General features: G+C 70.4%; 15 protein-coding genes. 8 read left to right on the forward strand and 7 right to left on the reverse strand.

Annotated elements, in window-relative coordinates:
• Positions 1–54: 54 nt before the first annotated feature.
• Entirely contained in the window at positions 55–1,383 is a 1,329-nt protein-coding gene (locus HP445_RS01080) for a hypothetical protein (protein ID WP_128781269.1), read from the reverse strand.
• An 89-nt stretch (positions 1,384–1,472) separates the two neighbouring features.
• The gene (locus HP445_RS01085; RefSeq protein WP_128781270.1) at positions 1,473–1,739 is read right to left on the reverse strand and encodes a hypothetical protein; all 267 of its coding nucleotides are present in this window, start codon (positions 1,737–1,739) and stop codon (positions 1,473–1,475) included.
• A gap of 150 nt (positions 1,740–1,889) precedes the next feature.
• Here HP445_RS01085 and msrA point away from each other — a divergent pair, with 150 nt between their 5' ends.
• The 3 genes from msrA to HP445_RS01100 all read left to right on the forward strand — a co-directional run bounded on the left by msrA (position 1,890) and on the right by HP445_RS01100 (position 3,461).
• On the forward strand, positions 1,890–2,417 hold the full coding sequence (gene msrA, locus HP445_RS01090) for a peptide-methionine (S)-S-oxide reductase MsrA (RefSeq protein WP_128781271.1): 528 nt from the start codon (positions 1,890–1,892) through the stop codon (positions 2,415–2,417).
• 37 nt (positions 2,418–2,454) lie between these two features.
• Positions 2,455–2,658 (forward strand): methyltransferase, encoded by a 204-nt coding sequence (locus HP445_RS01095; RefSeq protein ID WP_128781272.1) that lies wholly within the window; start codon positions 2,455–2,457, stop codon positions 2,656–2,658.
• Between the two features lie 119 nt (positions 2,659–2,777).
• Complete coding sequence (locus HP445_RS01100; RefSeq protein WP_128781273.1) at positions 2,778–3,461, forward strand: single-stranded DNA-binding protein; 684 nt, start codon at positions 2,778–2,780, stop codon at positions 3,459–3,461.
• A 72-nt stretch (positions 3,462–3,533) separates the two neighbouring features.
• Here HP445_RS01100 and HP445_RS01105 read toward each other — a convergent pair whose 3' ends face one another.
• Positions 3,534–4,271: a hypothetical protein gene (locus HP445_RS01105; RefSeq protein ID WP_111033444.1), complete on the reverse strand. Its 738-nt coding sequence runs from the start codon at positions 4,269–4,271 to the stop codon at positions 3,534–3,536.
• A 189-nt stretch (positions 4,272–4,460) separates the two neighbouring features.
• Between HP445_RS01105 and ettA the strand changes: the two genes are divergently transcribed.
• Together ettA and HP445_RS01115 are read left to right on the forward strand one after the other, a co-directional pair.
• Positions 4,461–6,146, forward strand: coding sequence for an energy-dependent translational throttle protein EttA (gene ettA, locus HP445_RS01110; RefSeq protein ID WP_111030561.1), 1,686 nt, complete (start codon positions 4,461–4,463; stop codon positions 6,144–6,146).
• A gap of 32 nt (positions 6,147–6,178) precedes the next feature.
• Complete coding sequence (locus tag HP445_RS01115) at positions 6,179–6,631, forward strand: acyl-CoA thioesterase (protein ID WP_071405517.1); 453 nt, start codon at positions 6,179–6,181, stop codon at positions 6,629–6,631.
• On the opposite strand, the gene HP445_RS01120 is transcribed toward HP445_RS01115, so the two are convergent.
• Positions 6,618–7,481 (reverse strand): acyl-CoA thioesterase, encoded by an 864-nt coding sequence (locus HP445_RS01120; protein ID WP_111030580.1) that lies wholly within the window; start codon positions 7,479–7,481, stop codon positions 6,618–6,620. The genes HP445_RS01115 and HP445_RS01120 overlap by 14 nt on opposite strands.
• Positions 7,482–7,572: 91 nt before the next feature.
• Between HP445_RS01120 and HP445_RS01125 the strand changes: the two genes are divergently transcribed.
• Positions 7,573–8,274, forward strand: coding sequence for a DUF8185 domain-containing protein (locus HP445_RS01125; protein WP_071405518.1), 702 nt, complete (start codon positions 7,573–7,575; stop codon positions 8,272–8,274).
• A gap of 73 nt (positions 8,275–8,347) precedes the next feature.
• Positions 8,348–9,190, forward strand: coding sequence for an NAD-dependent epimerase/dehydratase family protein (locus HP445_RS01130; RefSeq protein ID WP_128781274.1), 843 nt, complete (start codon positions 8,348–8,350; stop codon positions 9,188–9,190).
• Positions 9,191–9,492: 302 nt separating this feature from the next.
• Here HP445_RS01130 and HP445_RS01135 read toward each other — a convergent pair whose 3' ends face one another.
• From HP445_RS01135 to pepN, 3 genes are all read right to left on the reverse strand, one after another.
• Positions 9,493–9,954 (reverse strand): globin, encoded by a 462-nt coding sequence (locus HP445_RS01135; protein WP_241660472.1) that lies wholly within the window; start codon positions 9,952–9,954, stop codon positions 9,493–9,495.
• 56 nt (positions 9,955–10,010) lie between these two features.
• On the reverse strand, positions 10,011–11,078 hold the full coding sequence (locus HP445_RS01140) for a mechanosensitive ion channel family protein (RefSeq protein ID WP_111224150.1): 1,068 nt from the start codon (positions 11,076–11,078) through the stop codon (positions 10,011–10,013).
• 75 nt (positions 11,079–11,153) lie between these two features.
• Entirely contained in the window at positions 11,154–13,733 is a 2,580-nt protein-coding gene (gene pepN / locus HP445_RS01145; protein ID WP_128781275.1) for an aminopeptidase N, read from the reverse strand.
• Between the two features lie 120 nt (positions 13,734–13,853).
• Here pepN and HP445_RS01150 point away from each other — a divergent pair, with 120 nt between their 5' ends.
• Complete coding sequence (locus HP445_RS01150) at positions 13,854–14,507, forward strand: mycothiol-dependent nitroreductase Rv2466c family protein (RefSeq protein ID WP_307810221.1); 654 nt, start codon at positions 13,854–13,856, stop codon at positions 14,505–14,507.
• Positions 14,508–14,627 lie beyond the last annotated feature (120 nt).

A 14,627-nucleotide genomic window follows, 5' to 3' on the forward strand; every position in this document is an offset into this window, starting at 1 on the left:
AGGGCCGCCATCCTCTCCGGATGGCGGCCCTGTTCTCGTCGTGGGGGGGGGTGGTTACTCGTCGTCGTCCGCGGCGCGGCGTCGGAGTTCGGCGGCGCTGATCGGCTGCGTGTACGGCGCCTCCGAGGTCTCGTTCGCGTCGGCCGGCTCGGCGGGGACCTGGTTCAGACGCGTCGGGACGGACGTGGTGTTCGTCGCGCCGGGGGAGTCGACCCGGGGTGCCGATGCGGGCGGGACGTCGTTCGCGGGCGCCCGGTTGACGTGGGCGTCGGCCGCGGTGGGCGTCGCGACGGGGCGGTCGGACGAGGACGGACGGTCGTTCCGCGGTGCGCGGTCGGTGTCGCCGAAGGCGCGGGTGGCGCTCGCGTCGCCGGGTGCGCGGGTGGCGCTCGCGTCGCCGAAGGCCCGCGTGGCGCTGTCGTCGTCCACGACCTCGGTGTCGTCCGTGCCGCGGCCCTGGACGGAGCGGGCGGGCGAGGTCGGGGTACCGAGCGCCGGACGGACCGGGGGTGCAGCCTCGTCGTTGCCGTAGACGCGAGTGGTGTTGTCACCGAAGGAGCGCGTGGCGTTCTGGTCGGCGCTGCCGCGGTTCGGGTTCGTGCCCGCGCCACGGTTCACGGAGAACGACGGGGTCGTCCCGCCGGCGGCACCGGCAGACGCAGCGGGCGCGGCAGCACCGGCTGTGGCAGCTGCAGCGGTCGGCGCCGGAGGAGTCGAGGGTGCGGACGCGGGGCGCTGGGCCGGACGCAGCGAGGTCGTCGTCGGGGTGGGACGCTCGGCGGGAGCGGCCGCAGCCGGCGCCGGGGACTGTGCCTGCGTGCGAGGGGCCTCGGCCTGGTCGGCGTTCCAGTCCTGCTGGCGCTTGATCAGGTCGGCGTCGGGGTCCGGGGACTCGAACTTCCAGCGCTCGAGGTCGGCCTTGAAGAGCTTGCGCGCACGGCTCGGTCGCGCCTGCCAGTCGAGCAGGCGGTCACGGAACTCGGCGAGGGACTGGTCCGCCTGGAAGCTGAACGTCGACGAGTTCTTCTTGATGTCGGCGATCTCGTGCTGGGCCCAGTTCGCGGCCAGCGGCGCACCCTGCACGGGGAGCAGGCGCAGCCGGATGTCGGCGTCCTCGGCGAGGTGGTCAGCGTACGCACGCTCGTCGTGTCCGAGCGATCCCCATGCCGCTGCCTTGCGCGCAGCCGTCAGGATCGCGGCGACGGCCGCGTTCTTCGATTCCCGCTCCTGGAGCGCCACGACCCGCTTGGTCGCGCTGCGCCCGATGAGCGCCGCGATGACGCCCGCCACGACGATGGCGACGAAGGGGATCACAGCGCCCGAGAGCACCCGCCAACCCGTGTCGGACGAAGTCCAGTCGGTCAGGTCGTTCCACCAGTCCATGCGCGCACCATACCCACGGAACGGTCAGGCGTCGGGGAGGCCGGACGGCGTTCCGTGCATCCCGGTGCAGATGATTCCAATGTGGAACATCATGACCAGCGCAGGGTGTCCACGGCGTCGTCGGCGGACCACACGCTCGGCAGCTCGACGAACCGGCGCTCGGTCGCGACGTACCGGCGGGCACGGTAGGCGGTGTCACCGGCGACGTCGATGCGGTCGACGTACCCGACGATCTCACCGTTGGCCCGGGTGACCCGGCTCAGGTCGTCGCGGACGTCGAGGATGCGGTAGTCGCCCCGGGCGCGGGCCAGCGGGACGGTGCGGATCCGCAGTGCGGGATCGGTGATGGTCTGCATCGCTGGCCTCCTGGTCGGTGTGGTGCCGACGCTACGGGGGACCACCGACACGCCGAGGGGCAACGTCCGATCTGGGGAACAGGGTCTCCGCACACACTGTTGTGGAGGAACGACGGGGCTGCACGGGCAGCCCGGAGAGAGGTTGTGGCCATGACCACGTTCGTGCTCGCAGGTGGATGTTTCTGGTGTCTCGACGCCGTGTACCGCACGCTCCAGGGTGTGCAGGACGTGGTGTCCGGCTACGTCGGCGGACGGGTCGAGGAGCCCTCGTACGAACTGGTGTGCACCGGGAGGACGGGGCATGCCGAGGCGGTCGCGGTGACGTTCGACGAGTCGATGATCCCGGCCGACGTGATCCTCGACGTCTTCTTCACGCTGCACGACCCCCGGCAGCTGAACCGCCAGGGGGCCGACGTCGGCACGCAGTACCGCTCGGCGATGTTCCCGGCCGACGACGCGCAGCGCGAGCTGTCCGAGCGCGCGATCGAGCGGGCGTCGGACATCTGGGACGGCGGCATCGTCACCACCATCGAGCCGCTCTCGACGTTCTGGACGGCAGAGGAGTACCACCAGGACTTCTTCGCGAAGAACCCCGGACAGGGCTACTGCCTCGCAGTCGCGCTGCCCAAGGTGAACAAGGTGCGGAAGGCCTACAGTCAGTACATCCTGGCGTCCTGACCCCGGGGCGGCAGGGCCACAAGGAGGTGGTTCGAACATGACGGACAACACGGGAACCTGGGTCGCAATCGGTCCGGCCGGAGCGGTGGGCAGCATCCACCGCGCGGCGGACGGGTTCCAGGTCGAGCTCTACGGACGACGACGGGTGGGCGGGCCGTACCCGTCCCTCGAGTCCGCGAAGGGCGCGGTCCACGCCGCGCTCGGACCGTTGGCCGCCCGGCCCGAGTTCCGAGCGCACTGACCGGGTCCGGACAGGAGGCCCGGGGGACTCGTCCTCCCCAGGTCACCTGATCGGGTCCACACGCCACAGATCGAGCCCGGGGTCGCTGACGCGGCCCCGGGCTCCGTGACGATCGACGCATGAACGACATCATCACCGTCTGCGGAATCGTCGCCACCGAGCCCCGGCACCTCGTCACCGAGACCGGCATCGCCATCACGAGTCTCCGACTCGCCTCACCCTCGCGCCGCTGGGACCGGGCCACCGCCGCCTGGGTCAACGGCGCCACCAACTGGTACACCGTCACCGCGTTCCGGTCGCTCGCGTCGAACGTGTACAAGTCCCTGAAGAAGGGCGACCGGATCGTCGTCGCCGGCCGGGTCCGCATCCGTACGTGGGAACGCGACGGTCGCGGCGGAACCTCGGTCGAGATCGACGCCGACGGCATCGGCCACGACCTGGCGTGGGGGATCAGCAACTGGCTGCGGGTGCCGCGGCAGGTCGGCGACGGCACCTCGGGGCAGGGTGGCCTGCGCGGGGTGGACCCCCGCACCGGCGAGGTCCGTGACCCCGCGGGGCACGGCGCTGGTCAGGGGGCGGACCACGGCGCGGAGTCGGACGGTTCGCACGACCACGCACCGGCGACCGAGCACGGTCCGGACGGTGACGGTGACGGCGACGTCGACGGGGTGCACGGGGCACCGCCGCCCGGCGACGGCGAGGAGCCCGCGGGGCCGTCCGAGCACGTCCTCGAACAGGACGCCGCCCCCTGGGACCCCGCGCCGCCCCTCGACGACCACGCCCACGACGCCGAAGCGGCCTGACCCGCACGCCGACCGGAGTCAGGGTGCGGATCAGGCCGCCGGGTGCGCGTGCGGTTCACCGCGTCGCGTCGGTCACCACTTCTGGGCGATCATCCCGATGCCGGAGACCTGGGCGGTGTCCCAGTTGCCGCCTCGGGGCAGCCCGGTCACGCGGCCGTCGATCTTGAAGCTGGCGCCCTGCACCCGCGGGCTGTTGGTCTGCTTCGCCTTCAGCCCGTGGAACGAGAAGCTCGTGTCCCACTTGCCGTTCAGGCCGGTGTTCGACTTGCGGTCACCGACCGTGATGCGGGTGTTCTGCACCGTCGAGTGCACGACGTCACCGTTCAGGCGGGCGTTGGCCTCGGCGTTGAAGAACAGGCGACCGTCGAGGTTGAGCTTGAGGGTGCCGATCGTCTTGTGGTTCACGATCATCGTCGCGACGTCGTTCTTGTACCAGCGCATGCCGATGGGCGTGAGCTTGTTGGTGGCCAGGCCCAGGTAGCCGTAGGTGAACTTGCCGTTCTGCACGCGCTCCCAGATGTAGCGCGGCTTGCCCTTGCTCTGCGGGGAGCCCTTGTCCGACTGGATCCCGAACGAGTAGGCGTTGTTGTGGGCGTCGTGCACGTTGATGTACGACGAGTAGCCGGTGCCCGTGCCGTTGGCGCTGATGCTCGCCGTGTACAGCAGGTAGGGGCTGCCCTTAGGCACGGCACCGGCGGCCGATGCCGGCGACACCGGGGCGATGAGCGCGACGGTGAGTGCGATCGCTCCGACGAAGGGGAGCGCGAGGCGGCGGAGCCGCGACGGGGTCGTGGTCGTGTGCGTGGTCATGGTCCTCGTCCTGTCCGTGGTCCTGATCCTGGTCCTCGTCGTGGTGGGCGACGGGCCCGAGGTAGCGGGGTGAGGCCAAGCTACGTCGTCCGTGTCACGAACAACAGGCTTGTTCGTACAGGTGCGGGAAGCGGCGATCCGGCGTCGGGCGAGCGGTGCTCCGGCGGTGTCACTACACTTGGGGCCGATATGGCTGAGTACATCTACCAGATGGTCCGCGCCCGCAAGGCGGTCGGCGACAAGCTGATCCTCGACGACGTCACGATGTCGTTCCTCCCCGGTGCCAAGATCGGCGTCGTCGGACCGAACGGTGCGGGCAAGTCGACGATCCTGAAGATCATGGCGGGTCTCGACCAGCCGTCCAACGGCGAGGCGAAGCTCACGCCGGGCTTCAGCGTCGGCATCCTCATGCAGGAGCCGGAGCTCGACGAGAGCAAGACCGTGCTCGAGAACGTGCAGGAAGGCGTGGGCGAGATCCACGGCAAGCTCGCGCGCTTCAACGAGATCTCGGCGCTCATGGCCGAGCCGGACGCCGACTTCGACGCGCTCCTGGCCGAGATGGGCACCCTGCAGGAGGACATCGACGCCGCCGACGCGTGGGACCTCGACTCCCAGCTCGAGCAGGCCATGGCCGCGCTGCAGTGCCCCCCGGGGGACGAACTCGTCACCCACCTGTCCGGTGGTGAGAAGCGCCGCGTCGCGCTCTGCAAGCTGCTGCTCCAGAAGCCCGATCTGCTCCTCCTCGACGAGCCCACCAACCACCTCGACGCCGAGAGCGTGCTCTGGCTCGAGCAGCACCTGCAGCAGTACCACGGTGCCGTCCTCGCCGTGACCCACGACCGGTACTTCCTGGACCACGTCGCCCAGTGGATCGCCGAGGTCGACCGTGGCCGCCTGTACCCGTACGAGGGCAACTACTCGACCTACCTCGAGAAGAAGCGTGCTCGTCTCGAGGTCCAGGGCAAGAAGGACGCCAAGCTCGCGAAGCGCCTGTCCTCGGAGCTCGACTGGGTCCGGAGCAACACCAAGGGCCGTCAGGCGAAGTCGAAGGCCCGTCTCGCCCGGTACGAGGAGATGGTCACCGAGGCCGAGCGCACCCGCAAGCTCGACTTCGAAGAGATCGTGATCCCGGTCGGCCCGCGTCTGGGTTCGCAGGTCATCGACGCCGAGCACCTGCGCAAGCAGTTCGGTGAGCGCGTCATCATCGGCGACCTGTCGTTCACGCTGCCCCGCAACGGCATCGTCGGTGTCATCGGCCCGAACGGTGTCGGCAAGACCACGCTCTTCAAGACGATCGTCGGCCTCGAGCCCCTCGACGGCGGCACGCTGAAGATCGGCGACACGGTCGACATCTCGTACGTCGACCAGAGCCGTGGTGGCATCGACCCGAACAAGAACCTGTGGGAGGTCGTGTCCGACGGACTCGACTACATCCAGGTCGGCAAGACCGAGATCCCGTCCCGCGCGTACGTGTCGCAGTTCGGCTTCAAGGGCCCGGACCAGCAGAAGCGCGCCGGCATCCTGTCCGGTGGTGAGCGCAACCGTCTGAACCTGGCGCTGACGCTCAAGCAGGGCGGCAACCTGCTGCTCCTCGACGAGCCGACCAACGACCTGGACGTCGAGACGCTCGGCAGTCTCGAGAACGCCCTGCTCGAGTACCCCGGTTGCGCCGTGGTCATCACCCACGACCGGTGGTTCCTCGACCGCATCGCCACGCACATCCTGGCGTGGGAGGGCCTCAACGAGGACGGCACGCCGAACTGGTACTGGTTCGAGGGCAACTTCGAGGCCTACGAGGAGAACAAGATCGAGCGCCTCGGTGCCGATGCCGCGAAGCCCGGTCGCGCGACGTACCGCAAGCTCACCCGCGACTGACCCTCGTGGCGAGACTGCACGCTCCCATCCGCATGCGGTGGAGCGACATCGACGCCTACGGTCACGTCAACAACTCCGCGATGCTGCGCCTCCTCGAAGAGGCGCGCATCGTGGGGTTCTGGGGTGCCGACCCCGGTGAGGACCCCGACGGTGACCTACCCGAGCCGATCATCGACGGTCGGCCGGGTTCCGGCACCATGACGGTGATCGCCGGCCAGCGCCTGGAGTACCTGGCGTCGATCCCGTACCTCCGCCAACCGCTCGACATCCAGATGTGGATCGGGCGGCTCGGGGGCGCGAGCATCGACGTCTCGTACGAGGTCTGGTCGCCGGTGGGGCAGCACCCCGCCGTCCTGTACACCCGGGCGACGACGGCACTCGTGATGGTCGACGCGGCGACGAACCGTCCGCGTCGACTGACCGACACCGAGCGTGCCGCGTGCGAGCGCTACCTCGAGGAGCCGGTGCAGTTCAGCCGGCCGTAGGCACCCGCATCATGCCCTCCTGGGCGACGGTGGCCAGCAGCTGCCCGTCGCGGGAGAACATCCGGCCGAACGCGAGTCCCCGTCCGCCCTGTGCGCTCGGGGACTCCTGCGTGTACAGGATCCACTCGTCGGCGCGACCGTCGCGGTGCCACCACATGGCGTGGTCGAGGCTCGCGCTCTTGACCCCCGGGGTGCCCCAGGCGACGCCGTGCCGCCGCATGATCGGCTCGAGGATCGACAGGTCGCTCGCGTACCCGAGCACCGCACGGTGGAGCGCCGGGTCGTCCGGCAGGTCGCCCTGCACGCGGAACCAGACCGCCTGGTGCGGCACGTGCTCGCCCTGCACGTCGACGAACACCGGTCCCTCGACGTGGCGCAGGTCGATGGACCGCGCGGCCCAGGCACGTGCGACCGGGTGGTCGATCGCGGACAGGATCGACGCGGCCGACGGCAGGGACTCCGGGTCCGGGGTGTCCACCGGGTACGGGTCCTGGTGCTCGATGCCGGTGTCCGGCACCTGGAACGACGCGATCATCGAGAAGATCGGGACACCCCGCTGGTACGCCTGCACACGTCGGGCCGCGAACGACCGGCCGTCGTGGATGCGCTCGACCCCGAAGGTGATCGGCACGTCGATGTCGCCGGGCCGCAGGAAGTAGCCGTGCATCGAGTGGACGTCGCGTCCCTCGATCGTGCGCTGCGCGGCGACGATGCACTGCGCCAGCACCTGCCCGCCGAACACCCGTCCACCGGGGGACCAGTGGCTGGCACCGGTCAGGATCGTCTCGCCCGTGCTCGCGCCGGTGTCCTCGAGTCGCAGGGTCCGCAGGAAGTCGGGTTCGCCGTTCACGCTGTGCAGTCTACGAACGGCTGCCCGCCGCCGTCGCAGGTCGTCGCGCTCAGGTGCTGCGGCATCGACGGCCGGTAGGATCGGTGGCGACATGGGCAACTCGTTCACGCTTCCCGACGCCGCCTCACTCGGTGACCTCCGCACGTACCTCGGACGTGCCGCTCGGATCGAGGACGGCTCGGTCCGGCTCATCGCCGACTCCGGCGTCCTGGCCGTCTACACGGCGATCCTCTACCCGCTCGGGCTGCTCGACGAACTGCCGACGGTGCTCGGCCTCCGCACGTTCTCGCTCACCGAGCCGGCGTCGATCGACACCGTGGTCCCGCTGCAGTCGCTCCTCGAGCGTCTCCGCCTGCTGGCCGAGGCGCAGGACGCCGAACACGCCGAGGGGGCCGACCCCACGCGGGCCACCCCGATCGAGGTCGAGCTGCCGCACGAGGTGCACACCGTGACGTGGGCAGCCATCTCGCCGCCCCGCGGTGGCTGGGTCCCGCTGCCGGACGTCTCACCGGAACTCCTCCGCCGCGCCACACGCGACGGCATCGCCGAGGTCGCCGACGCCGTGCCGTCCAACGCGGGCGAGGCAATCGTCCGGCGAATCCGCGCCGAGGTCTGGGGCCGACCGGTCCCCGGCGTCGAGCACCTGCCCGCCGGTGCGGGCTTCGCGGGGGAGAGCCTCGGGTTCCTCGGGCACGACCCGGTCCGCCTGTTCGAGACGGGTCCGTGGAGCCGACTCACGACCTCGCGCGGCCACGTGCTCGTCAAGCGCCGCGCCTGGACCCTGAGCTCCTAACGACGACGACCGCGACGCCGCGGTCGACGAGGACGCCGACCACGCCGCCCGGGCGCCGTGGTTGGCTGGCCGCATGCACGTCTTCCTCACCGGTGCGTCCGGCTACATCGGCTCCTCTGTCCTCCGCTCCCTCGTGGCCCACGGCGACGAGGTCACCGCGCTCGTCCGGTCCGACGAGAAGGCCCAGCACGTCCGTGACGCCGGTGGCCGGGCCCTGGTCGGCGACGTCACCGACACCGACGTCGTCGAACGCCTGCTGCACGAGAGCGAGGGCGTCGTCCACACGGCATCGGCGCCCGGCGTCGACCCGGACTTCATCCGCACCGCGATCGGTGCCCTGGCCGGCACACCGAAGCCGTTCGTGCACACCGGCGGCATCTTCACCTTCGGTGGCTCGACGGACATCTCCGAGCAGTCGCCGATCGACCCGCCGGCGTTGACCGCCTGGCGCGGACCGAACGAGGCCCTGCTGCGGGCGAGCGACGTGCGGAGCGCCATCGTCGCCCCTGGCATCGTCTACGGGCGCGGCGCCGGCATCCCGGCGATGTTCGTCAGCGACGGCGAGCAGCCGGTGCGGCTGGTGGGCGACGGCTCGCAGCGGTGGACGACGGTGCACATCGACGACCTCGGCGAGCTCTACGTCCTCGCGCTGCACCGCGGCGAGCCCGACGGGTACATCGTCGCCGCGACCGGCGACAACCCGACCGTCCGGCAGATCGCCGAGGCCGGGGCTCACGGTGCACCGGTCGTCGCCGAGAGCGTGGACGCGAGCCGCGAACGGCTCGGGCGGGACTTCGCCGACGCCCTGCTGCTGCACCAGGAGGCGTCCGGCGCGCACGCCCGGTCGGCCTTCGGCTGGCGGCCGTCGCGGCCGTCCCTGGTCGAGGACCTCGCCTCCGGCTCGTACGTGCGCTGACGGAGCTGCCTCCCGAAGGCGACGTCGTTTCGCAAACACGCCGCCGGTTCCGCGAGACGCCGCCGAATTCGGAGACGTGGAACGCACATGGCGGCGTCGGACGGACACGCCGGCGTTCAGAGGGTACGAGAACGTGGGAACCGGCGGACGGGAGGCCCGTGGCGGCGCCGCCACGGGCCTCCCGTCCGCCGCTCGTGACGATCACTGCACGCCGGCGTCAGCGGGAGACGCCGCGGGAGCGTCGAGACGCCCCCGGATTCGGCGGCGTCTCGACGACACGCCGGCGTCGCGCCGGGCGTGTGTCAGTCGAAGGTGTTCGTCATCGCGTGGGCAGCGCGGTCGAGGTAGCCCCAGAGCTCGGCTTCGTCGAGGGGCGCGAGCTCGAGCGACTCGACCGCCTCGTGCATGTGGTGGAGCCAGCGCTCCCGCGCCTCGGACGTGATGCGGAACGGGTTGTGCCGCATCCGCAGACGGGGGTGGCCGCGCTGCTCGCTGTAGGTGCCCGGGCCGCCCCAGTACTGCTGCAGGAACGCGGAGAGGCGCCAGATCGCACCCTCGAGGTCGTCGGCCGGGTACATCGGCCAGATGACCTCGTCCTGCTGCACGCCCTCGTAGAAGCGCCGGACGAGCCGGTCGAAGGTCGGAGCACCGCCGATCCGCTCGTACAGCGACCCGGTGGCCGAGGCGCCGTGCTCCCCGACGCGCAGGGTGATCGGCTGCGCCGGGACGCCGACCGAGCCTGGCATCCCGGGGGCGCCGGGCATGCCGAGCGAGCCGCGTGCTCCGGGGCCGCCTGTGCCGCTCGGGGGTGTGGGGTCGGTCATCGGGGGTCCTTCCCGCTGTCGGGGTCGTCGGTGCGGATCGGCTGCCCGAGGATGTTGCGCTTGGGCCGCCGGGGCTTCGTGGGGGCCGGCGTCGGCTGGGTCCGGACGGTGCGCAGGCCATTGATCGAGGTGGCGTTCTCCCAACCCTCGGGCATGATCATCGCCATCGCCGGCAGGGTGATGCCGAGTTCGTCCACGGCGTGCTTCAGGCGGGTGCGGAGCTCCCGGCCGACGACGTCCAGCTCGGACGCGCGGGTCTTCACGACGAGGCGGAAGACCATGCCGGCGTCGGTGATCGACTGCAGGCCCCAGATCTCCGGCTTCTCGACGATCCGCTGCCGCCAGCGGGACTCCTGCGACATCGTGACGGCGGCCTTGAGCAGGGCGTCCTGCACGGCGTCGATGTCGGTGTCGTAGGGCACGGTGATGTCGACGAGCACGCGCGACCAGCCCTGCGACAGGTTGCCGACGCGCAGGATCTGGCCGTTCGGTACGAACCACAGGATGCCGTTCACGTCGCGGATCTGCATGACGCGCAGCCCGACGTTCTCGACGACGCCGGTGGCCTGACCGGTGTCGACGACGTCACCGACGCCGGCCTGGTCCTCGAGGATCATGAAGATGCCGGACAGCAGGTCCTTCACGATGGACTGGGCGCCGACGGCGAGGCCGGCTGCGACGAGGGACGCACCACCGACGATGCCGACCGCGGCGCCCTTCCACAGCGCCGTCGCGATGATCACGAGCGCGATCACGACGACGACCACGGTGGCGAGGTTCTCGAGCACGCTTCCGAGCGTCCGGGTCCGTTGCACGACCCGCGCGGTCTGCACGGGTGAGGCGATGAGGGCCTGGGTGTCGGCCGCTCCCTGACGCTTCTTGACGCCGTTCACGATGCGGTCGACGACCTGCTTGATCATGCGACGGAGGATCAGCCGGAGGATGATCGCCGCGAGGATCGTGATGACGATCGTGATCGGTGCTTGCCAGGCATCGACGAACTGGAGGAACGCGTTGGACGCCCACTTCGGGACGTCGGTGGTGTCTGCTGCAGCCAGGTTCATATCCGGTCGATGCTAAGCGGCGGGGCCTCGGCATCCCTGGAGGAACACCAAGACCCCGCCGGATCAGAGCAGGGGTCAGGCGTCGGCGGCCTGGACCCGGAGTGCGCGCTCGGTGCCCGCGAGGCTCTCGGACACGATGCGGCGCAGCGCCGGCGTCTCCGGGTGCTCCTCGAGCCACGCGGCGGCGGCGTCACGGAGCTCGGCCGACGCGAGCGGCGCCGGGTAGAGGCCCGAGACGATGGTGTCCGCCATGTGGTAGCTGCGCTCGGCCCAGATGCGCGTGAGCACCTCGAAGTACTTCGGCACGAGGCCCTCGAGCAGCACCGGGCTGTTCACGTGCTGGAACCCGACCGTGGTCTGGCGCACGATGGCGTTCGGCAGCTCGGACGAGTCGACCAGCGACGAGAACGCCGCCAGCTTGCCCTCGGCCGTGGGGATCGTCGCCCGGGCGCGGGCCGCGGCCTGCTCACCCGACGCGGTCTTGTCCGCGGCGAGCTCGGCGTCGATCTCGGCGTTGTCCGCAGCACCCGCGAGCACGAGGCCCTCGAGCAGCTCCCAGCGCAGGTCGGTGTCGATCTCGAGGCCCTGCAGCGTGACCGATCCGTCGCGGAGGCCCTGCAGGGTCGCGACGTGCTCGGGCGTGGACGGGACCTGCGCGAAGAACTTCACGAACTGGAACTGCGCGTCCGAGCCGGCCTCGGCCGAGGACGCGAGCTGCCAGAGCGTGTCGCCGACGGTGCGGACCGTGGCCTCGACCGAGCCCGGTGCCACGTAGTTGCGTGCGGTGAGCAGCAGCTGCGAGAGCGTCGTGCGGATGGTCGTCGACTCGGTCTCGGTCGCGATGTTGCCCAGCACCAGGCGGACGTAGTCGCTGGCCGGGGACTCGGCGTCGCGTGTGGCGTCCCACACGGAACCCCAGACGATCGAGCGGGCGAGCGGGTTCGCGATCGACGCGAGGTGCTCGATCGCGGTGCGCCGGGAGTGCTCGTCGAGACGGATCTTGGCGTAGGCCAGGTCGTCGTCGTTCAGGAGCACGAGGTCGCCGCGCTGGACGCCGACGAGCTCGGGCACCTCGGTGCGGGCACCGTCGACGTCGATCTCGACGCGGTGGACCCGCTCGAGCTTGCCGCCGGCGGAGGCCGTGTCGGCGCCGAACGGCGCGGACTCGTCGTTCCGGAAGGCGTACACGCCGATCGCCAGACGGTGCGGGCGCAGCGTCGGGTAGTCGGCGGGGGCTTCCTGCAGGACGGTGAACGACGTGATGACACCGGAGTCGTCGGTCTCGATCTCGGGGCGCAGGGTGTTGACGCCCGCGGTCTCGAGCCAGAGCTTCGACCACTCGGTCAGCTCACGGCCGCTCGTCGCCTCGAGCTCGACGAGCAGGTCGCGGAGCTCGGTGTTCGAGTGGTGGTGCTTCTTGAAGTAGGCGGAGACACCGGCGAAGAACGCGTCGATGCCGACCCAGGCGACGAGCTGCTTGAGGACCGAGCCGCCCTTCGCGTAGGTGATGCCGTCGAAGTTGACCTGGACGTCCTCGAGGTCGTTGATCGTCGCGACGATCGGGTGCGTCGAGGGGAGCTGGTCCTGGCGGTAGGCCCAGGACTTCTCCATCGCCTGGAACGTGGTCCAGGCCTCGGTCCACTCGGTGGCCTCGGCCGTGGCGATCGTGGAGGCCCACTCGGCGAAGGACTCGTTGAGCCACAGGTCGTTCCACCACTTCATGGTGACCAGGTCGCCGAACCACATGTGGGCGAGCTCGTGCAGGATCGTGACGACCCGGCGCTCCTTGATGGCGTCGGTGACCTTCGACCGGAACACGTAGGTCTCGGTGAAGGTGACCGCGCCGGCGTTCTCCATCGCACCGGCGTTGAACTCCGGCACGAACAGCTGGTCGTACTTGTCGAAGGGGTAGGCGACGTCGAACTTCTCCTCGAAGTACGCGAAGCCCTTCTTCGTGATGTCGAACACGTACTCGGGGTCGAGGTACGAGGCGAGCGACTTGCGCGCGAACACTCCGAGCGGGATCGTGCGGCCGTCGCGGCTGGTCAGCTCGTCGCGCACGACCTCGTACGGGCCGGCGACGAGCGCGGTGATGTAGCTCGAGATGCGCGCGGTGGGCGGGAAGGCCCAGGTCGCGACGTCGCCGTCGACGTGCGGCTCCGGCGTGGGGGAGTTCGAGACGACCTGCCACCGCGACGGCGCCGTCACGGTGAAGGAGAACTCGGCCTTCAGGTCGGGCTGCTCGAACACCGCGAACATGCGGCGGGAGTCCGGGACCTCGAACTGGGAGTACAGGTACACCTCGTCGTCCACCGGGTCGACGAAGCGGTGCAGGCCTTCACCGGTGTTCGTGTACAGCGCGTCGCTGACGACCACGAGCTCGTTCTGCTCCTGCAGGTCGTCGAGCTGGATGCGCACGCCGTCGTTCACCGCGGCGACGTCGAGCGCCGTGCCGTTCAGGGTGATCGAGTGCACGGTCTTCGTGATGGCGTCGATGAAGGTCGATGCGCCGGCGGTGGCGGTGAAGCGCACCCGCGTGGTGCTGCCGAAGCTGTCGGCGCCGCGGGTCAGGTCGAGCTCGACGTCGTACGTCTGCACGGCGACGACGGCCGCGCGCTCCTGGGCTTCGATTCGGGTGAGGTTCTCTCCGGGCACGCAACGCTCCATCTTCGCTGGGGACGCGGACGATCGGTGTCCGCGTACGGGGCCCCGGACGGCGTCGTGCGCCGGCGGGACGATGGGTTCCAGCCTAGCGACGCCGCGTACGCTCGGATCGTGACCGAGACGACTGTGGACAACCCGACCGACCCCACCACCGAGCGCACCGCCGTGGAGTTCTGGTTCGACCCGAACTGCCCCTGGGCCTGGATGACGAGCCGCTGGGTGGGTGAGGTCGCCGAGCACCGCGACCTCGACGTGACCTGGAACGTGATGAGCCTGTTCGTCCTCAACGAGGACCAGGACGTGCCGGAGAGCTACAAGGAGCGCCTGCACGCCGGCCAGGTCTACCCGCGCATCGTCACGGCGGCGAGGCTCCGGCTCGGGCAGGACGTCGTCAAGCCGCTGTACGACGCCCTCGGCGAGCACATCCACCACCGCCAGGAGTCCGACCCGGAACAGGTCGTCCCCGCCGTGCTCGCGGAGCTCGGCCTCGACGCCGACCTGCTCGAGTACGCCTGGACGGACGAGGTCGACGCCGCCGTGCGCGTCAGCCACCAGGACGGCATCGACCGCGTCGGACAGGACGTCGGCACGCCGGTCATCGCCGTCGAGGGCACCGCGTTCTTCGGACCGGTCATCTCCCCGGCGCCCAAGGGCCAGGAGGCGCTCGACCTGTGGGACGGCGTCGTCGCCGTCGCGAAGTACCCCGGGTTCTTCGAGCTCAAGCGCTCGCGCACGGTCGGCCCGATCTTCGACACCACCGACTGACGCTCCGGAACCAGGTTCCGGACACAGCACCGCGGGATCGCGTGGTTCCGTGTCCGGAACCAGGTTCCGTTCGTCGACGGGCGGCCGGGAGGCCCGTGGTGCGCCCGCCCCGCCAGTCGC

It is taken from the genome of Curtobacterium flaccumfaciens, assembly GCF_013359815.1.
In the GTDB taxonomy this organism is placed as follows: domain Bacteria; phylum Actinomycetota; class Actinomycetes; order Actinomycetales; family Microbacteriaceae; genus Curtobacterium; species Curtobacterium flaccumfaciens.